The 19,111-nt window shown below is 56.9% G+C and carries 13 protein-coding genes and 2 pseudogenes; 3 read left to right on the top strand and 12 right to left on the bottom strand.

Annotated features, from left to right (window positions below; translation table 11 throughout):
* Positions 1–132: 132 nt before the first annotated feature.
* The 4 genes from ACFSNN_RS39610 to ACFSNN_RS39595 form a co-directional block, all read right to left on the bottom strand.
* Entirely contained in the window at positions 133–792 is a 660-nt protein-coding gene (locus ACFSNN_RS39610) for a hypothetical protein (RefSeq protein ID WP_208949596.1), read from the bottom strand.
* 495 nt (positions 793–1,287) lie between these two features.
* Positions 1,288–2,361 (bottom strand): DUF6765 family protein, encoded by a 1,074-nt coding sequence (locus tag ACFSNN_RS39605; RefSeq protein ID WP_134465179.1) that lies wholly within the window; start codon positions 2,359–2,361, stop codon positions 1,288–1,290.
* A 184-nt stretch (positions 2,362–2,545) separates the two neighbouring features.
* Positions 2,546–3,967: a hypothetical protein gene (locus tag ACFSNN_RS39600; protein WP_134465180.1), complete on the bottom strand. Its 1,422-nt coding sequence runs from the start codon at positions 3,965–3,967 to the stop codon at positions 2,546–2,548.
* A complete protein-coding gene (locus ACFSNN_RS39595) occupies positions 3,960–5,018 on the bottom strand; it encodes a nucleoid-associated protein (protein ID WP_134465181.1) in 1,059 nt (352 codons plus the stop codon). The genes ACFSNN_RS39600 and ACFSNN_RS39595 overlap by 8 nt, the downstream gene beginning before the upstream one ends.
* Positions 5,019–5,585: 567 nt before the next feature.
* Between ACFSNN_RS39595 and ACFSNN_RS39590 the strand changes: the two genes are divergently transcribed.
* Both ACFSNN_RS39590 and ACFSNN_RS39585 read left to right on the top strand, forming a co-directional pair.
* Entirely contained in the window at positions 5,586–8,261 is a 2,676-nt protein-coding gene (locus tag ACFSNN_RS39590) for a leucine-rich repeat domain-containing protein (RefSeq protein ID WP_134465182.1), read from the top strand.
* A gap of 730 nt (positions 8,262–8,991) precedes the next feature.
* Positions 8,992–9,594 carry a DNA cytosine methyltransferase gene (locus ACFSNN_RS39585; RefSeq protein ID WP_377764973.1) on the top strand — a complete coding sequence of 201 codons (603 nt, stop codon included), beginning with the start codon at positions 8,992–8,994 and terminating at the stop codon, positions 9,592–9,594.
* Positions 9,595–9,825: 231 nt separating this feature from the next.
* Here the strand turns inward: ACFSNN_RS39585 and ACFSNN_RS39580 are convergent, their stop codons facing one another.
* On the bottom strand, positions 9,826–10,908 hold the full coding sequence (locus tag ACFSNN_RS39580) for a porin (protein ID WP_134465183.1): 1,083 nt from the start codon (positions 10,906–10,908) through the stop codon (positions 9,826–9,828).
* 180 nt (positions 10,909–11,088) lie between these two features.
* Here ACFSNN_RS39580 and ACFSNN_RS39575 point away from each other — a divergent pair.
* Positions 11,089–11,283: pseudogene (locus ACFSNN_RS39575) on the top strand (IS5/IS1182 family transposase); the annotation flags it as partial.
* A 200-nt stretch (positions 11,284–11,483) separates the two neighbouring features.
* Here the strand turns inward: ACFSNN_RS39575 and ACFSNN_RS39570 are convergent.
* The 7 genes and pseudogenes from ACFSNN_RS39570 to ACFSNN_RS39540 form a co-directional block, all read right to left on the bottom strand.
* Positions 11,484–11,735 carry a hypothetical protein gene (locus ACFSNN_RS39570; protein ID WP_377689003.1) on the bottom strand — a complete coding sequence of 84 codons (252 nt, stop codon included), beginning with the start codon at positions 11,733–11,735 and terminating at the stop codon, positions 11,484–11,486.
* Between the two features lie 138 nt (positions 11,736–11,873).
* Positions 11,874–12,359, bottom strand: a complete 486-nt coding sequence (locus ACFSNN_RS39565) for a tautomerase family protein (RefSeq protein ID WP_134465185.1) — start codon at positions 12,357–12,359, stop codon at positions 11,874–11,876.
* Between the two features lie 781 nt (positions 12,360–13,140).
* Positions 13,141–14,547, bottom strand: a complete 1,407-nt coding sequence (locus ACFSNN_RS39560; RefSeq protein WP_134465186.1) for an NAD-dependent succinate-semialdehyde dehydrogenase — start codon at positions 14,545–14,547, stop codon at positions 13,141–13,143.
* 205 nt (positions 14,548–14,752) lie between these two features.
* Positions 14,753–15,295, bottom strand: a pseudogene (locus tag ACFSNN_RS39555) (IS5 family transposase); the annotation flags it as partial.
* A 584-nt stretch (positions 15,296–15,879) separates the two neighbouring features.
* Positions 15,880–16,758: a LysR family transcriptional regulator gene (locus ACFSNN_RS39550; RefSeq protein ID WP_134465187.1), complete on the bottom strand. Its 879-nt coding sequence runs from the start codon at positions 16,756–16,758 to the stop codon at positions 15,880–15,882.
* Positions 16,759–17,023: 265 nt separating this feature from the next.
* Positions 17,024–18,310, bottom strand: a complete 1,287-nt coding sequence (locus tag ACFSNN_RS39545; protein WP_134465188.1) for a CaiB/BaiF CoA transferase family protein — start codon at positions 18,308–18,310, stop codon at positions 17,024–17,026.
* Between the two features lies 1 nt (position 18,311).
* Positions 18,312–19,091 carry an enoyl-CoA hydratase/isomerase family protein gene (locus ACFSNN_RS39540; protein ID WP_134465189.1) on the bottom strand — a complete coding sequence of 260 codons (780 nt, stop codon included), beginning with the start codon at positions 19,089–19,091 and terminating at the stop codon, positions 18,312–18,314.
* Positions 19,092–19,111: the final 20 nt, after the last annotated feature.

Genomic DNA, 19,111 nt, shown 5'->3' with positions numbered 1-19,111 from the left:
AAAAATCGCAACACTGTTTGCAATCCGGGAGGCGTCCACATAAGACCTTCCCTAGCTCAGGTGGGTGATGTTGGCGGCCCACAGCGATTCAGTTGCCGACTCTTCTTCCTGGATTCGGTAACTCTCGCACGGCTATGGCGACTGCTGCTCGACCTGCGTGAAATCCTTCACACGCCAGGGAAGCGGTAAACAGTAAGGGCGCAGGTGATGCACACGCGTTGTGACATCGTCTACGCCAAGGGCGAACCCCCACATGCCCTTTTGCTTAAGCGTCAGCCCGCTCGGATAGGACGCTTGTGGCGTATAAGCTTGTGCGGGTTGCCTCATGAAATCCGGACGTCGCCCAAGCCACTTATCCAGAATACGACTGTCAGGGAAAGAGAGCCCAGGGATTCGACTTGGCAGAGTTACATGTCTTTCGAAACGACCATGAGACCGGTTAACACCGGGCACAATACGGATCAGCAGCACATATTTGTAGCCCAGCTGCCTTGCTAGGTTCCGGCTGAGCGCATGATCGTAGTCGATTTTCCACGGGCAGGTGGCAAACACGGTCTCCGCCGCCCGACGATAGCCTCGATAGTCCGGACGAACGTACATCAGCCTAAGGATGCCGCGCTCAACAACGAACGCATTATCAATGCAAACCCTGCCTATCTGATAACAGGTCCCACCGATGTAGTTATAGATTTCATCAAGCGACGCGCCTGCGATCGGTACAGTATCCTGATCAAGGCCGGCCAATCGCTGCCCGATATATCGCCAGGTTCCAGGCAAGATTTCCTTCTTCAAACTAAGCATGGCTTGAGAGTTGAAATTTCATCGAAGAAAAAAGGTGCCGGGTACCCGTCTCTCACCGTGCAATACCACCAACGGAGTCTTCTCGACCACGATATGAAGCACGAGTGCTTCCAGCTCACCATGTCGGCCAATAAATCCAAGCATGGGCATCGCGTCGTTCAGAGAGCGCAACCTGGAAAGTTTCATCGTGGCACGCTGATCGAGAACAAGACATTCACCGCTCGAAGCCAACTCACCCGCAATAGCCGGGAATCGCATGCGCTGTAGGCGCCCAACGAGCGAGGCGGAGAACCTTAAGGCCGATTATGCGCCTACGATCGCCGGCGACATAGTTGGACCGTCATCTGGGTTGCCGATGCGATTCCCGGTGCACGCGAAGGGAAAGAAAAACGGTCCGGTCAACATCAAATTTCACCGGCTTCTGCCGACAGGCAGCAGACGGATCTGAGCCTGCCTGCTTTGCCGAGCGACCGGAATCAGTCTCGGTTAGTTCAACCGGAGCTTGTGAGCAGGAAGAATGTCCAGTGTCACGACAGCGCGATGCTCCTTCACAGCGTCGTGAAATTTCCGGTAGTCGCTTTCCTCGAAGGCTTCACTCCAAGCCGGCCGCTCATGCCCGTCACCATCCTCCTTGATTCCGGTGGCAAGATGCTTCCAAGAACCGGGCCCTTTGCCGATATACGTCGGAATCGGCTCCCGGAGCCCAGGAATCGCACCTGCTGCAACCAAATCACTAATGACTTTGAGCCGGGCGATTTCATCAATGTTCCGGTTCGTGTCGAGCAGATTACGCAAGGCCGATGAGGCGTCTGATGACAGTCCTGAATTGCTTATAAAATCCTGGTTGCCGGCGCAATACCCCTGAACAGCGCGACAGGCCATTTCAGCGGCCATAACGAAGTCGCCCAGGTTCTCGCGGTGCACATGCTTGCCATGGCCGTTAATGTAATTCCATTTTGCCCAAGGCTGATCGGGGTAATGCAGGGCCGCTCCATGCCCCAGTGGCAACGCATCGCTGAGCACGTCCGACTCGATCTCTGCAAGCTCGCGCTTCATGAAATTTGCGAACCGGTGCAGCCACTGCTCCCTGGTGCAATCCTCAGCTTCCAGATGGCGGACCTTGTTTGATGCGCACTCGATGCCAGCAAACCCCTGATGTGCCCACGTGTCGACATAGGTATGGAGCGTAACGCCAAGACGGTGAAGTGCGTTTCCAGCGTCCTTGTGAGCAATCGCGCGCTTCACAACCGCTTGTGCGATTTCGCTGTTTGGACGGCAGATGGCACGCTCTTCGAGCGTCTGCCCCTGTCCACCCGGCAGGAAATGGAACGGAGTCCATACGAGACGATTACCTTCGTTGAGTAGGTTCTCGTAATCGAACAGCTTGTGTGCGGTCGCAAACCGCTCAAACGTCTCACCGCCGCTGAAGTACAGAAGACCGCTGGTAGTTGCGTCATCCACGTACTGACACGCATGAGCAACGGTTGTAGCGTCGGCGGCAGATAGCCCGCCCAGACGCGATGCAACGTAGATTACCCCGTAATGGAAGTCAATATTCATGATTGGTCCCCGACGTTATTTTTCCCCGAGCGCGTTGCGCCGAAGCGGCAGTATGCACCAGTTTGATTTCCGTTGCCGGGTGCTGCGAGCCTGAGCGTCAGCAAGCGGAAGCGACGCGTAGACTCCACGTAACGCGAGGCCTTCCGCACGCGAGATGCGCGGTCGCCCCCGCTTGCGACATTGATCAGGGACTGGCCGTGGACGAGGCTTTAGAGGCAGACGCGGCGACCGCGCCGCGTGCGGATGCTGAAGTTCCGTTCGCCGAAGACGGAACTCCTGCCGCAGACGCCGGCGAAGAGGACTCTGGGGCGGTAGCCGACGACGCGCCAAGGCTCGACATCGACGCTCCCGACGAAGCCGGCGCCGCACCCGAGGGCGGAGCGGCAGCCGGCGCCGCCGAAGCCCCGGACGCGGGAGCACCAACGGTCGTGGTCGGCGTCTCTGCGACCCAAGCCGGGTAGGTGAGTTTGAAATAGACCACGTGGGCGAGGACAAAGCCCACTGCGAGCACTAAACCTACCGCCGACAACGCCCAATATTGCAGGCTAAGTCGCCTGTTGAGGAATTTGAACACCTCCTCAAAGTTCTGGGCAATATCCTTGTACTCTCGTGTCAGCGTTTCCCTTTGCCGCTTGATCTCGCCAGCCAGAGCGCCTAGAGTGTGGAATTGATTCCAGAGAACAAACGTTACGAGAACCGCGAAGACCCAGCAGCCGACGAGCACGGCAGAATTCAGCCAGAACTCGTAGCCTATCGCTGTAGCCATTTTCATCTGGGTTGCGACGACTACCGTCGCTACCGGGATGGATAGAATCTGCGTCTGTATATCAGAGAACGCCTTGTGGATTTTTGTCGCGTATTCGACCTTTGTGGCCTCAAGCGTGTCACGCACCTTATCGTAGGAGAAGCTCGCAACGAAAAGCCGATATCCGTCGTTCGCCTTCGTTGCGAGGTCCGCCAGTTGCGTGAGTAATCGCTCAAAGCGAACCGAACTCTCCACGTGCTCAAGCATGCCCCGGACTGCCGTTTCGAGGATGGCGACCTTCTGTTCGCTATGCGTGTCGTTGCCAACGAAATCCACGAGCTTTTTGAGCGCATCCTCGTTGACGAGCCCTAAAGTCGTCGCGTTGTAGTTGGCAGGCAGTTCGAATTTGCCGCCGTGCACGAACACAAGCGTGCCTGATTCTACGTCCAGGTACGCAGCAGCCTTCTTCAGGGTCGCCACAAGTTCAAGCACCTGCCGATAAAGCTTCACGTTTTTCGGAACAGCTGTATCGTTGGTCGCGAACTTGCCGTCAATCAGAAAGTAGTTTCGCGGTTCCCGGACACGAAAGGTCGGCGACAGCAGAAGGTCAGCAAGGTTTTCCGCGAGTACACCGCGACCGCTACGCGGATCTCCAAAGGACAGCTCGACCGTCGAGTCGAGCGGAATATTGTCCGGGTCACCCGTGATCAACGTCACCGAAAACTCGCGTGCGTCGTTCACACACGTCACGAGTGCATCGTGAATGGCCTGATCCTTTACCTTGAGGCTCGCCTCGCGCCCGCGTTTGAATTCGCTGGCGCGATATAAGGTAAGCAGCGGTTCGAAGTTCTGGTCATTCATCAGCGGATTCGGCGTCGAGCTCCCGTTTGAGGTCATCTGGCAGATTGCGCAGCGTTAGCGTTCCATGCACCTTGTCGTAGCTGATTTCACCTGTACGCATCGCCCGGCGTTCGAACTCAAGTTTCCACAGCTTGGTCGTTGCCTTGAATTTTACCAGGGCTTTCAGGACGCGTCGATCCGGCACAAACCCGTCCGACATCTGGAGTTCGTGACTGGCGAGAGATTTCCTGATGACCTCCGGGTCCTTCGGCCAGAATTCGTTGCTGAATTCCTCGATGATGAACGGCTCGCCATTCTTCGCAAGGGCCTCGCACACGTCGAACGCCTTTTGGAGCCATGTGTCACGCTGCTGGTCGTCAGCAATTTCCTTGTGCGCAAAATCATTCAGCGCCTGCGTGAGCTTGCGGGTCTCCTGCACAGCCTGAACTGCATCGTTACAACCAAGGAAGTGCTTGAAATAGCCGGACACAGTTCCAGTTCCCTTCGTACCACGAAGGAATCCGATATATCGCTCGTCTTTTGCCGTCCAACCCGTCAGGTCAATGCGACCCGCCAACCGGAACTTGTTCAGGTCGACGTGCGCGCGGTCCTCGATTTCGAGCTGATCGGTAATCGCGCTGCCCACTGTATCGGTGACAATTGCAAAGAGCAGAAAATCTCGGGCACCGTTACACAGGTGTGCCATCAGGACATATCCGCCAGTCGCAAACGGCACGTCATCCGCTTTGCCCTTCAAGATGTTCATGGCAGCAAGCGAGAACGCCAGAAAGTCATCCGCCCCGTCCGTGAAGTAGGCGCGCACGCGTCGCTGCATCGGAAACGTGTCCTCGTCGTCCTCGAATTTGCCGTACCCCTTGCCCGTTTTCTCGCCGTACAGCGTATGTAGCGCATCCACCAGACGCTGAACCGGCTCTGTGACCTTCACAAGGTCGTGACGCGGGACGATGACGCCCTGCCCATGCGCTACCTTCTCAAACTTATGTACGACAAGTCCCCGGATTTCGTTCGGCACAACGCCCTCACTCTCTTTATGGATAACCCGCCGTGCCATGTATTTTCAATTCCGGCGCGACGGCGCACAATTTATCACAATTGAAGTGAGGCTTCCCGCCCGTTATCAATGCAACGACCGTGCAAATCCGGGATCGAAAAGCAGCATGGCCGCGCATCCAGGTCCAGCGCGAATCGCCAGATAACAGACGAAACCACGTACACCGGGTAACTACAGATCGCCGGTTTGACGCACGCCTGCGAGAAACTGCGGGGCCGTCAGTGCAGGACGTGGGTCACGACGAAGGGGAGATTATCCATAGATTGCCGTAGCCGACTCTGGCATCGCCATTCCGCAATTCCTTAACGTGCCGCTCGCGCCTCTGGACGGTCCGCCACCAAACCTGAACCACACGACAACGCTCCTAACACGTAGGCCGCAAGAGTACGGTGCAACATCTCGCAGATTTCTGTGGCCCGCGAGTGGCGAATCGCAGACAAAACGCCTATCTTCAGTTGAGACGGCCCTACTGCCTGCAGGCGATTACGACGTATCTCCCTAACGGAGTCGGAGCTCATTCTCGGAATCCCGGCGGGATGAAGCGGCATTTGAGGGGGATCAGGAAGGATGGACGCATTGAAATCCGCTAGCCAGCTCTGGCGCAAGCTTCAATCCGACGCTGGTCTCGAAATCCGACGCAAAGGCGGCGAGCCCGGTCGGGATGCCGACGTCGAAGATACCATAAAGTCCGAACTGGACGGGGCGATCGGCAGCAGCCGTCTCGACGAATGGCTGGCCGATGACGCCGCATCCAAAGCTCCTCGCGTGAGCGTCGAACGCCTTCTGGTCGCCGTGTTGAACTCCCAGCGCGGCTACGCCGCCATGATGAAGGACATGCTGGAACTCCTCATTCAGGCAAACGCAAATCGCGACGGCCAGACGCTGGACTTACAGTTTCAATTTGACAGGGTCAACGATCCGATTCGATTCACGCTGGAAGCGTTCCGGGCGGCAGTCCGTCGAACGGAACGCTTACTGATCTCGCACTATGAACTGCCGTCAGCCAACGATCTCTGGGCATTAGCCAAGGAGCTGCGAACTCTGGCAGATAGCAGCCTGTTGCCGCAGGACGGCTTCCCTCCCGTTGAATTTGCCCCCACCACAGGTCATGCTGAACTCGACCGTGCATTAAAAACGATCATTGAACTGGTCGCGGACTTTCAAACATGGTGCTCGTCATTTGGGGACTCGCGTCGGGCCGCACTCGATTCGGCGAAACAGCAGTATCCGCAGACGACCAATCCTGAACATGTGGCCGCCATCCGGCGTGTTGGCGCTGCACACGACTACTGGGATCTTCAGGTCGCCGACCTCGTTCGCGAGATTGCGCACAAGGTCCAGACGCAGTCGATGGAGGCCGAACACGCGGAAACCAGGCTGCGCCCGTTGCTGGCGACTCTTGAGCATAAGGACCGGTGGGTTGACCAGACATACACAGAACTGCTGGACCTGCTGAAATTGCCAACCTGGCGTAAGCGCCATGAACTCTTTTCAGTTTGGGTTGGTAGCATCCTTTTGCGTACGGCAAAGGCTGAAGCGGACCGTTTTCGCTTTCTATCTGCAGATGGCGCCCTGTCTTTTGCCTTCGGTGGAAACCGGCTCGCAACTTACGACCGCGACGGCGAACAGTTCGACATTTGGGCAGAGCTCCGCTCAGCGCTTGTCGGCGCGAGTTCCAAACGGACGAAAGGTATCCAGCCCGACTTCCGGGTGCTGAGCCCGAGCCTGACTGGCAGTCACAACGCGCAGACGCGTTTTGTACTCGAGTGCAAGCACTATCTCGTTCCGAGTGTTTCGAATTTTTCCCTCGCAGCGGCGGATTACGCTCGCAGTTGTCCAACCGCATCCGTTCTACTCGTCAACCACGGACCGATTGACGACTCGAAGCTACGCGAGGCAACAGATCCCTCACTGCTGCAACGAGTCCAATTTGTTGGTAACGCAACGGCGATCGAGGAACGAAGCTCTGGCAGGGTACGCGATGCCGTCCGGAGCGCAATGTTCCCGCATCGCCACACATCCCGTTCCCAAGATCAGATTCCAGACACAACGCCTCAGGATCCCGGATTGGGATTGCAATCACCCTCGGAGGCGTCGGCATCTATCATCGAAAAGGCAGTCCGTTCGGAACTCCGGCTGGAATTCGGCCGTCTGCGAACAGACGACTTCGACCGCGTGGAAAAACTCGACTTGGCGGGTCAACCCAGTCTCACTGAGCTTACCGCGCTCAAATGGCTTACCCATCTCGCGGAGCTTGACCTCTCCGGCTGCATTTCTCTGCGCGACATTACTGTGATACAAAAACTGCAAAGGCTGAGAGCGCTGCGGCTAGGATACTGTCCGCAGATCTCGAGCCTTGCATCAATTGAAAGTTTGCCCGACCTGACGGAACTCAGCCTGGAAGCATGTGCCCGTGTCAGTGACATCGGACCATTGTGGAACCTCCGCAAGCTCGGATATCTGAATCTTGACGGGTGCGCATCAATTTTCGACGTCGAAGATCTGGCACGACTCGACGAGTTAAATACATTGATTCTCGCGAATTGCCAAAACATCAAAGATATTCGGCCGCTTGGGCAGTTGCGAAACCTTAGCGACCTTTATCTGAACAATACGATGATCAAGGACGTGTCTCCGCTGGCGAGACTGATTCGCCTGGAAAAGCTGGAACTGCAGGGATGCGCAAATATCGAGAGCATCGAGCCATTGCATCATCTCTACGATCTCACATATCTGGGCCTGAAAGACTGCTCGGCTCTTGTCGATTTGTCAGGAATACACGCCCTTTCGAAGCTTCCAAGATTCCTCGATCTCAGTGGTTGTCGCTCACTCTACGACCTCAGACCGGTTGCAGACTTCTCCAGACTGGCGGAGTTGAAACTGAGCGACTGCATCGGGCTTAGGGACCTGTCACCGCTTTCAGGTCATGAGCGTCTGAGCACACTGGTTTTAGACGGTTGCACAGGACTCAGCGATCTGTCTCCGCTTGAGAAACTTGAGGGCCTGAAAGTCCTGAATCTCGATCGCTGTCCCAGTATCAGCGACCTGGCATCCATCGCACGCATAAATGGGCTTGAGGATCTGTCGCTGCGGGACTGTTCAGGTATAACCGACCTCTCTCCCCTCGCTGAACTTCGTTCGCTGCGAATCATCGATATCGATGGAAGCGTCGGGGTAACTGCCATTCCTTCTGCACTAACCGGGAGAGAATATCCCCGTATTTTCGGTTTGACGACTGAGTGACGTAGCAACGTCTGCGGCAGACAACCGTGCACTTCGCACCTGATGCTACGCCGCAAATCGGGCAGGCTCATTCCCTTACTCCAGACCTTCCGTTTGGGGCATGTGCAGCTGTTAAGCTACCTATAGGTCTGAGGCCGGATATGAGGTGGCTATGACGAGCGAACCACGACTAGCGGCAGCAATCGACAGAAGTCCAGACGCCTTTTCCACCACTCTGAGGCGAACGCCTCTCCCCATTTCGCAACTCCATTTCTCAACAAGTCGTCTCGGCACATATTTCCATCGCGCATGCGCCTCTCGATGACTTCGCAGTGCCGGTTCAATTAATTTCCGCTGGCGCTCATCTGGCTTGAACTCAGACATCCCGCACCCTTCATGACTCGCTCCGCCGCGCGCAGCGCGCTCTCACGCATACGACACCACATCGACCATCGATAGGCATTACCAAACCCTGGCGGCGCAGGCACACCCTCGTTTTCTTTAATCTCGCCATTCTTGCTACGCTGTCTACACCCGCCTTTCATCCCCGGCCGGAAGACCGAGGATGAAAGGCCAGTCAGGATAAAACGCACGGCTACACCTATTTCCCATCTCATCAAGGAAACAGGATGTCAGCGCAACAATGTAAAAATGAACTCAATGTAATCGAACTGTTTGCCGGCGTAGGCGGCTTTCGCTTCGGACTCGAAGCGGTGCACGGTAGCCCGTTCAAGGTCACGTTAAGCAATCAATTCGAACCGTCGAAAAAAAACAGCACGCCAGCGGAATCTACCAGTCGCACTGGTCGAGTGACTCACACATCAACGAAGATATTCTCCCAGTGCTCGAATCGCACGCTGGTCGACAAGCCGTTCGCGACTCGCATCCTGATGTCCTCGTCGGTGGATTTCCTTGTCAAGACTATTCCGTCGCGAAACCCCTCTCAGTATCCGATGGACTCGCTGGCAAAAAGGGCGTCCTGTGGTGGTCTATCGCGAAGCTGCTCAGGCAACGCATCGACGATGGCGAGCCCGTGAAATACCTCATTCTTGAGAACGTAGACCGAATCCTCTCTTCTCCGGCGTCCTGTCGGGGACGTGACTTCGCGGTCATCCTGGCAACGCTACGTTCGCTTGGCTACGCAGCCGAATGGAGAGTTATCAACGCGGCAGACTATGGCCACGCACAACGCCGTCGACGCGCCTTCATCGTGTGCTATCACGAGAACACAGGCATTTATGAAAATTTGAGCGCAGCCCTGCATAAATCCGCCGCAGCCTGGTACAACATGTCCGTTCTCTCATCGGCATTCCCTTGCAAGGTACGCGTCTCTCGTGCAGAGGAGGAGAGCTGATGGGTCGCTTCAACATCTCAGCTCTCGCGGTACGGGAACGGGAACGGGAACGGGCCGTAACGCTTTTCCTGATCATCGCGTTGGTGTCAACGGGTATGTTCGCTTTTCTGAATCTGCGGCGAGCGGAGGATCCCGTATTTACCGTCAAGGTACTGACGGTGACGGTAGTGTGGCCGGGAGCTACTGCGCAGGAAATGCGGCACCACCGAGCCGCCGTGGGTTCCTCCGAAATCAGAAGATATGCCGTATACCAACGTTTGCACCAAAGGTCGAACCCGACACCCCATATAGTGCGCCATTCAGCGAGAGGCCTGTGTTCATCCGTCCGTGATTGTCGACGTATCCGAACTGGGTATAGAGCGAGGTAGCTTTGGAGAGATAGTACGTAAGGCCCGTCGCAGCCATGATCGAATGGTTGCGCGTATCGTTACCGTCGCTTGTGTAGTACACGCCCGCATCGACGTTCGTTGCCGGCGTCATCAAGTAGCTGAAACCACCGCTGTACGTCCGGCTATCAAACTTTCCCGCAACCTTTGTACTGAAAAACAGGACTCTAAGCGTCAAATTGCTCAGGTGATAACTGCCACCAATTGCGCGACCGACGAAGGGAACAGTGCTCGGTACCGGCGTCGAGGCTGCAGTCCCACCGCTATTGCCGCTGTACATTGACGCACCGACCAAGAATGGTCCGTTTCGATATTCGACGCTCGCCGAGTACTGGCGGCCGGCCTGAAAGTCGCCAGCCGCGCCGCCGAACGCGAACATAACGCTGCCTTGCAGACCGGCGAGCGTCGGGCTCGTGTACGAAATGGCGTTCGAATTGTAAACGCTCGTCGCAAGAACGTCGCCGATAACGATTGGCGCGCCACTTCCAAAGTATGATGCGTCGCGCGGATCGAGCAGGATGAGCGAATGAACAAACGGTGACTCCTGCAGACCCGCTTTGAATGTACCGAATGCACCAGATGCACCGACCCACGCCTGACGTCCGAAGAAATTTCCATTGGAATTGGCCAGCGCGCCGTCGGCCCCGCTGTAGCCGCTTTCCAGAGCAAAAATGGCCTTCCAACCGCCCCCCAGATCTTCGGTACCTTTGAAGCCGAAGAAGGATGGAATCACACCGCCGGTGATCATCGAAAACTGATGTCCACTGTTATTCCCGGTGGCCATATTGCTTGTTTTACTCGTATAGAGAATTGCGGTATCAACAATACCGTACAGTGTCACGCTGCTCTGCGCATGGGCGAGAGTACCGGCACCGCTCGACAAAATTCCCGCCACAACCCCGGCGCCTATGCGATGGTTCAGTTTCATAAAAGTATCGTCTCGTTATATAGTACTACTTAGTTTTTCAATTTTTAATTAATTTGCTATAGCTAAATTCAACTCGTCCTTGAAGGGGATACTAACCTTGCCGTCGATCTGTTATCCGTGGGGACACCCTGAACAACAAAGGCTCAAGGATGGAAGCGCCAAGCACCCATTGTTCTCAATACCGATTGCGGCTACGATTCGGACTCTCATCGTCAGAAGTCGCACCAGCGCGGTATCAAGCCCGCAATTTCGAAGCGCCGTACTGGGCACCCTAGCGGGCTAGGGAATATTCGGTGGGTCATCGAACGAACTCACCTACGGCTCCACAACTTTGATCGTCTTCGTATTCACTTCGAGCGCCCCTCCCGCATTCATTAATGCATATTTGAATTCGTCTGATCGCTCGTCTTCTGTAACATATTCAGATATGCAGAGCAAGCTTTAGAGAACAGACCCTTTAAGGATGTTTATTCGGCCCGGACCTCGAAAAATCAGTTTTTGGCGACTTCCGGTCACCCAGACTCGGTCCGGATAACTCACCGATATAAACTATTGAAGATTCACATCACCGTCCGTCATCCAAGGATAGCGCTTGCTTGAATAGCCTCACGCGCTGTGCGCAGTGGGGGCGTGTCGCCAGCGGGCGGAAATACCTGCCAGCAGCCATCGTCGTGCCGGAAAAAGAACAGGGCACGCAACCCGGCTGCTTGCTTGACCTCAACGCAGACGTAGCGTCGTCGGCCAGAGCGGGTACGACCAAATGCGGTGACGCGGACTGGCATGCTAGGTCGAAGCCATTTTTCCACCTGGTATCTCAGGGACCGCATGTTCGTCTTTGTCACGAGTGCTCCCTCTCCCCGGTTCGTGGTGGTAACCGGCAACGCTGCGAGAACGCTAACCCGGCATGACAATTATGGGCCCCTGACACCCACTGACACGGACGATGGAAACGACCCGCCGCCCCGTTATTCGTGCTGATGCACTCCCGGCGACAAGACGAAATGTCCGGCAGGAATCTTCTCGTCAAGGGTGTACGAGCTGGCCTTGTTTTCCTTAACCCAGCGCTTTTCGGCAATGGATTCAAACGGCGGCGGGATCTCGCCTTGCAGCGACCACAGGTCGAACGGCGTCTCGTCGTACGAGAATTCCCAGTCAAAGCCGCGCGGTCTTAGATATTCAGCGAGAAGCTTGTCGAGCGTTCTGACCCACCATTCTCGCAAGATGGGTCCGGGCAACGTCCGAGCGATATGGTCGACTTCGAAGCGTATGAACTTTCCGTGAGGCTCGCCACCAACGAAGTATGAGTTCTCTGGGATTTCCCTGAAAATCACAACTACATAGAATGCCGGGATCGGAATCTGCGCATACGCACTTGTAATACGCTTGGCAATGTCCTCGCGTTCCGCAGAGGTGTAGGCGTTCGGTGGCGTGTAGACCTTCCACAGGGGCATGTTATCTCTCCGTTCAATAAAGAAAACTACAGATACAGCGCTCAAATGGCCAATCGGCTGGTCGGCGACTACCGCTAGAGAAGAGCCACCAAATGGTCGAGACAAGGATAGAGAGGCCCGCAATTCGACATCGTACGGTGCCCCATCATGAAGACTCTTTGTGCTCCTCCACACGGCTCTTTCTGAGCTTGTCATTTTTTTAGCAATATATCTATCGTACATTCATAAGAGAAACTCCTTTTTTCTATGCGGAGCATCCATTTTGATTATGCGAAAGAAGGCGCTTCCGAAGCATAACGTCGACTGCTCATAGCGGGCCTTTCGGCGGACGCAGGCTGTGCATCAGTGTCACCAGGATGCGCCTCCCGGGCCTGACAGAAAACGCTCCTCAAGCAATACCTTCAGCGACAGCTCGGCACAGTAGTTCCATACGAAGTTGACCTCGCGTGCGAGCTCACGCAAGAGCTTTGCGTGTTTGTCTTTGACTCTGAAGCGCAGAACGCGGGTAGTGAATTCCACGTGTCCTTACGGTTGTTTCTACGCATAGGCACGAATCTGATTCCCTTTGAAAATCACCTCTTCCTTACCGCGCCATCTGAAACCGCCTTTCATCCCCAGCCCGAAGGCGATATCTTCGGGCTGGGGATGAAACAAAGATCCATGACCCGGGCTACCAAGCGCCAAGTCACGGACCTTCGTTAGCAATGGCCGATACGCCTTTGTATGCCATCGCGCCAGCCAGCCTGCCCTCAGCATCCGCTGGGGGCGGGTATTGATCCGCTTAATTGACCGGGACAGGACCCCAAGGCGCCGAGCCGCTCGGAACAACGCTGATCATCTTTCGATTAACGAACTCGCCAAATCCGACTTCCGCCAGCTCGCGGCCGAAGCCCGAGTTTTTGATGCCCCCGAACGGCAGCTCAGGACCCGTCCAAGGCGGCTGGTTGACCCACACCATGCCACTCTCGATCTGCTCGGCAACTCGGCGGCCCCGTTCCATGTCGGCGGAGAAGACCACCCCACCGAGCCCGTACGGCGAGTCGTTGGCCAACTTGATCGCGTCGTCCTCGCTGTCGACGACGTAGATAGAGGCCACTGGTCCGAACAGCTCCTGCGAATAGATTGGGTTGCCCGGTTTGATATCGATGAGAACTGTTGCCTGAACATAGAAGCCCGGCCGATCGACACGGCCGCCCCCGGTGGTAACCTTGGCGCCGCCTTCGCGGGCCGCCTTGATCTGGTCGAGAAGCACATTCATTGCGCGCTCGGATGACACCGGGCCGAGGGTTGTGGTGGCATCGGTCGGATCGCCGGCGGTGAGGGAAGCCATGCGGGAGGTGAAGCCTTCCTGGAACTGCCTGCCGCGCTCCTTGCCAACGACGATGAGGCGCTTGGAGCTGACGCAGCTCTGCCCAGTGTTGAACATGCGGCCGAACACGGCCATATCCATCGCATGCTCAAGCGGAGCGTCCTCTAGCACGATGAAGGGATCGCTGCCGCCCAGCTCCATCACGGTCTTCTTCAGTGCGCGGCCGGCGCGCTCGGCGACGGCCGCGCCAGCGCGCTCGCTGCCAGTGACAGTGACGCCTCGAACGCGCACGTCATCAATGACCGAGCCGATCTGGTCGACGGCGGCGAAGACGTTGGTATAGGCACCTTCCGGAGCACCTGCTTCCTCGAACAGTCGCGCGAACGCCAAGGCGCACTGCGGCACGTTTTCGGCATGCTTGATGATGAGGGTGTTTCCGACCATCAACTGCGGGCCGGCAACGCGCGCGACCTGGTAGTAGGGGAAATTCCAAGGTTCGATGCCGAGGATCACCCCGATGGGACGGGTCTCCAGGACCGCACCCGGAACGCCCGGGACCGGCTGAGCCTCCTTGAACTTTTCTGCGTTCTGCGCGTAGTAGTCCAAAATCGCTGCGGATAGCTGAACCTCGGCATGCGAGACATCGAGCAGCTTGCCCATTTCCAAGGTGATGTAGCCTGCGTACTCGTCCGCGTTCTCACGCAGCTTGGCAGCGGCTGCGGAGAGAATCTTGGCGCGATCTTTAATCGAGCGACGGCTCCAGTCCTTCTGGTAGCAGTCATGCGCCTTGGTAACGACCCCTTCGAGTTCAGCGTTGGAAATGTCGGGGAATGTTTTCACCACAGCGCCTGTGGCGGGATTAACCGTCTGATACGTCATTTACATCTCCATTGATTAGGAACCTAGAAGCCGGAGCAGTTTGCACAATGGCTTCGTAGCTGACTGATGAATCTGGCCATCAGCTGCAGCCGGCTATGGGCGCCGCTATGTCGTTCCCTATGCTTGTACCCAGCCCTAGCGCAGCCAATTCCACGGAGCTTATGCTGTCGCACTGAAGATGGAAAACTTATTATTTTTATGGTCGCTATCTACGGGACTGATAGTGTTTTGTACTCCCGGAGGACGGTTTCAGTTTTCTCGAGCAGATGATCCAGCATGCGATCTTCATGAAGGCTTCGTGGATGAATGCAAGACGTTCGAAGCGAATGCGCAGTCGTCGGTAGTTGTGAAGCCAGGAGATGGTTCGCTCGATGACCCAGCGGGTTTTGCCCAGCCCGCTGCGGTGAGGTTCGCCTCGTCGGGCGATTTCGGTGTTGATGCCGGGGGCGTGTAGTGGACGGCGGTATTTGCCGCGATCGTAGCCCCGGTCACCCTGAACGATGCGGGGTTCGAAAGCGGGCGCCGGGCTTGCCGGCAATGGGCGGGATGTTGTCCCCCAACGCGTGAAGCTGGGGGACATCGCGGCGGTTGGCGCCAGTGAGGATTACCGCGAGCGGGATGCCTTGCGCTTCGGTAATGCGGTGGTGCTTTGAACCAGGTCGCGCGCAGTCGATGGGATTTGGTCACGTTTTTGACCCGCACCAATCGCGCGGATCGAAGAGGAATCGACGACGACACAGGACCAGTCACTTCGCGCAAATAGGATGAGGGTAATCTCACGCCGCATAGAAGTTGCTGAGATATGACATCTCTCACGCGTGCCAAAACCAGCTTCCTTGACTTATACATCAACGCTAAGAGCCTGCTTGAAAATCCCTCGTAACGGTGACGTAAAGTGGGATACAGAAAAAAGAACATCGGAGCGCGAGGCGAGGCTAGCTAGTGAAGACATAAGCTTCGAGAGGTTGTTCCGGTATTCCGCACCTGATGTCTTCTCCGCCCTTACTCTTCGGCCGCCGCGAATAGCGCGAAGAGGTCGAGGACTCCTTTTGCGAGAGGGCGACGCTCGGCCGCGAGAATGCACTGAGCCGTAGTGCCGCGCACTCCTCGCCGATGGCCTAGATCGGCTGGGAGCATCATCCAAGTCCAGCTTTTCCTGCGCCTTGATGAACGGATGGAAATCGTACCTCGACAGGAAAATGGCCGTCCCGCTATCAGATCTTTAGCGACAGAGCTCTTCAAGGCAATGCAGGGCAAATGAAATTGTGTGGATGACGAACAAGCCGTCGTTCAAGGATTGGTTCAGCTTCGTACCTGCCCCCTGTGGCTAGCCTACTGCACTGTCGGTGCTCGCCAGGCATGGCCGGACACAACTTTGACGAATTCTCGCAATTGCTCATCATCGTTGTCCGGCAGCCATTGTAAACACACCGAGCGGTGTATGTCGAAATCCGAGATCCGCACCAGCACAGTACCGGGCATGGTGAACAGTTCCGGCACGATTGCCAGCCCTACGCCGGCATTGACGAGACACAGTGCGCGATCCTCCTGGTCAGTCTTGAAGGTCACGCGCAACTTCACGCCTCGGTCGACGAACACCTTGATTGTCTCCTTGAACATCTCGCAGCCTGTTCGCGAAATAAAAGGCTCCCCTTGCAACTCGTTGAGCTTGACACTCTGCTCCTTGGCGAATCGGTGATCGGATGGCACTGCGAGCATGAAGCTTTCTTTGAACAAAATCCGCGACTCAAACTCTTCCGCTGTGTCCTCCTCGACAATCGTAATGATCGCATCAAGGCGGCGCTCCGTGAGCTGTTTCAAAAGCTCCGCAGATGTGCCATCGAACAGCGCGACTGCGAGGCCCGGGTTATCGCGCCGAAATGAGGTGATCAGGTTCGAGATCGCGCGTGCGGACAGCGTCCGCAGCACACCGATACGCATAGCCTGAGACTTGGCCACACTGCGCACCTCCGACTTCACAGAGTTGCATACCAGCAGGATGGCGTTAGCCTTCTCGATCAGACGGACGCCAGCCGCAGTCGGAACCACACGGGCACGTCCGCGATCGAGCAGTTTGACGTCAAACTCCGCTTCCAGCTTTGCGATGCTTGCGGAGAGCGCCGGCTGGGAAATCGAAACGCGTTCCGAAGCTTTGGTGAAACTGCCGGTCTCCGCGACCGCAATGAAGTGACGGATTTGACGTAGTTCCATAACGGGCTCTCCTCCCGATGCGACAACCTGATTTCCCGAGTCATTTGACCTACACCTGCGCCCGTTCGTTGTAGCGTGATGACCCTCACCCCAACACCAGCGGGCGACGGGCGGCCATGAGGCAAGATATTGAACTTCTCGCCGGTGGTGGTGTGCTCTGAGGCTTCACCTAGAAGCTGTCCTGCTGCCCCCCGGAGGCGCGGAACACCTTTTCTTCAGGAGCCGATCCCCACTCCCCGTCCCGGGTTCAGGCGTGAAAGCAGAGCTAAGTTCCGGCGCTGCTTACTGTGCTGGCCGCAGCTTCCTTAGCCTCCAGCGCAGGGATAGCCAGGTTCTTCTGAAGTATTGGATCAAAAATCAGAGCCCCAGATGTCACTGCGGCCTCGATCTCGGACGGACTCAAGCCCAGGTCGATGAAGACAGCGCGGTTATGCTCGCCGCGAAATGCCGGGTCCCCGATCGGCACCAATGGATCCTTGGAGAAGCGCCACGGCCGACCGGGAAGGCGGTACTTGCCCCCTCTACGGTCCGAGACTTCCTGGGTAGCGCCCCAATATTCCGACCATTCGGAGTCAGCGAGCGCATTGAGGCCACGCAGGCGTCCCATCGCGATCTTCGCCTCGTCGAGTTGAGCGTCCAAGTCGGCCAGAGTACGGAAGGTGAGCATCCACTTTTGGACGATCGCGTGCAGTTCCTTCAAGTGTTTCTTGCGCAGCGAGGCCGTCTTGAAGCGGGGGTCGTCGGCAACGTCATAACGCCGCATGGCCTGCAGGTACAGCGGAAAAGTGATGGAGCCAACCAGGCTCATCGACAGTACAAATTGCTCGCCTTCGGGGCCAATGAAGAACGGTGCATCGGTCGCGCCGAGAATGGCCGGCTCATCGCCAAGATCGAAGCCGTTGAGCTCAACGTGGGCCCGCTCGTTAATGGCCAGCAGCGTCGCCGCCATCGACACGTCGACGTACTGGCCCTCGCCCGTGGCCGAGCGGCGGTTCAAGGCTGCCAGAACCGCGATCACAGCCTGCATCCCAGTGTACACGTCGGCATGTGAGAGACTATCGGTGCGTGGCTCGACCAGCGCCTCGCCGAAGTGGCGAAGCGAATTTGCGGTAAAGCCGCCCTCCGCCTGCACCGTCGGTGCATATGCCATGCGACCGCGCCAGGGCCCGCCTTGGCCGTAACCTGTGATGGAGACGTATACCAGCCTTGGGTTGCGCTCGCTGAGAGTCTCATAGTCCAAGCCGAAGAACTTCAGGGTACCGGCGCGGAAGTTTTCAACGATCACGTCGGCCTGATCGCAGAGCTTCAACACCATCTCCCGGGCGCCCGGAACGTTGAGGTTGATGCTGACGTTGCGCTTGCCGGCATTCTGTTGGGCGTAGTAGCCCGACATCCCCTCGTTGAAGGGAAAAGCCGAGCGCGACAGATCCGGGTTTGGTGGTTCAATCTTGACGACTTCAGCGCCGAGGTCAAGCAAGGTACGAGCGCACAACGGACCCGCAAGCACGCGGGAGAAGTCGACTACGCGAATTCCGCTCAGTGGGCCATTCATGCTAGCGCCCCTCGAATTTCGCCGCGCCTACGCCGGTCGTCCGGTAGGAGGCCAAGCCCGTCTTGAGATCCTGGGAGGTCCAAATGTCCTTCTGGATTTCTTTCATTGCGCGGTCTGCGGCGTGAACGCCTTCGTTCACTGCAACCAGCGCAAGCTTCTTGGTCGCGATGTGTGCGACCGTTGGGCCATGGGCCAGCTCTTCGGCGATGGTCAGCGCAGTCTGGTCGAGTTCGGCATCGGCGACGACCAGGTTAATTAGGCCCCAGCGCTCGAGGGTCGCCGGGTCATAGCGGCGGGCCAGGAGCGCCATCTCCTTGGCGCGCAACACACCGGCGCGCTGCGCCGTGCGCTGGATGGCGCCCATGAGCGGGTGCAGACCAAGGGTCGCTTCGACAGAGCCGATTTTGGAGGATGCCGCAGCGATGATGTAGTCGCAGGCCAGCGCCAGTTCGAAGCCGCCGCCGACGCACACACCGTGGATGCTGGCGACAATCGGCAGTGGGAAGGTTTCGACGTCTTGCAGGAACTGTACGAAATCGCAAGGCAAGTCCATGCCCTTGTTGACCACGTCCTCGAACATCTCGATCTCTGCCCCTGCGGAGAAGTGGCGCAGGCTGCTCTTGAGTACCACGGCGGTCGAGCCGGCATCCTTGGCCTTCTTCAGAGACTTGATCAGCTCTTCAAGGAGAGTCGGCCCGAGGAGATTGTACGGGCGGTGATTCATGGACAGAATAGAGACGCGGCCCTGCTTGGTGTGTTCGATAATTTCCTGCTGTGTCATTCCTGTTTCTCCTCAACTTT

This window comes from Paraburkholderia dipogonis, assembly GCF_042680985.1.
GTDB classification, from domain to species: Bacteria; Pseudomonadota; Gammaproteobacteria; order Burkholderiales; family Burkholderiaceae; genus Paraburkholderia; species Paraburkholderia phytofirmans.
Note: the sequence above shows the minus strand (reverse complement) of the source record. Positions and strands in the feature narration are given on the sequence as shown.

What these genes read in the sequence shown, in the direction of transcription:
- ACFSNN_RS39605 (WP_134465179.1), bottom strand. Translation starts at nt 2,361, where the DNA reads ATGAATATTGACTTCCATTACGGGGTAATCTACGTTGCATCGCGTCTG.
- ACFSNN_RS39600 (WP_134465180.1), bottom strand. Translation starts at nt 3,967, where the DNA reads ATGAATGACCAGAACTTCGAACCGCTGCTTACCTTATATCGCGCCAGC.
- ACFSNN_RS39595 (WP_134465181.1), bottom strand. Translation starts at nt 5,018, where the DNA reads ATGGCACGGCGGGTTATCCATAAAGAGAGTGAGGGCGTTGTGCCGAAC.
- ACFSNN_RS39590 (WP_134465182.1), top strand. Translation starts at nt 5,586, where the DNA reads ATGGACGCATTGAAATCCGCTAGCCAGCTCTGGCGCAAGCTTCAATCC.
- ACFSNN_RS39580 (WP_134465183.1), bottom strand. Translation starts at nt 10,908, where the DNA reads ATGAAACTGAACCATCGCATAGGCGCCGGGGTTGTGGCGGGAATTTTG.
- ACFSNN_RS39570 (WP_377689003.1), bottom strand. Translation starts at nt 11,735, where the DNA reads ATGCGGTCCCTGAGATACCAGGTGGAAAAATGGCTTCGACCTAGCATG.
- ACFSNN_RS39565 (WP_134465185.1), bottom strand. Translation starts at nt 12,359, where the DNA reads ATGCCCCTGTGGAAGGTCTACACGCCACCGAACGCCTACACCTCTGCG.
- ACFSNN_RS39560 (WP_134465186.1), bottom strand. Translation starts at nt 14,547, where the DNA reads ATGACGTATCAGACGGTTAATCCCGCCACAGGCGCTGTGGTGAAAACA.
- ACFSNN_RS39550 (WP_134465187.1), bottom strand. Translation starts at nt 16,758, where the DNA reads ATGGAACTACGTCAAATCCGTCACTTCATTGCGGTCGCGGAGACCGGC.
- ACFSNN_RS39545 (WP_134465188.1), bottom strand. Translation starts at nt 18,310, where the DNA reads ATGAATGGCCCACTGAGCGGAATTCGCGTAGTCGACTTCTCCCGCGTG.
- ACFSNN_RS39540 (WP_134465189.1), bottom strand. Translation starts at nt 19,091, where the DNA reads ATGACACAGCAGGAAATTATCGAACACACCAAGCAGGGCCGCGTCTCT.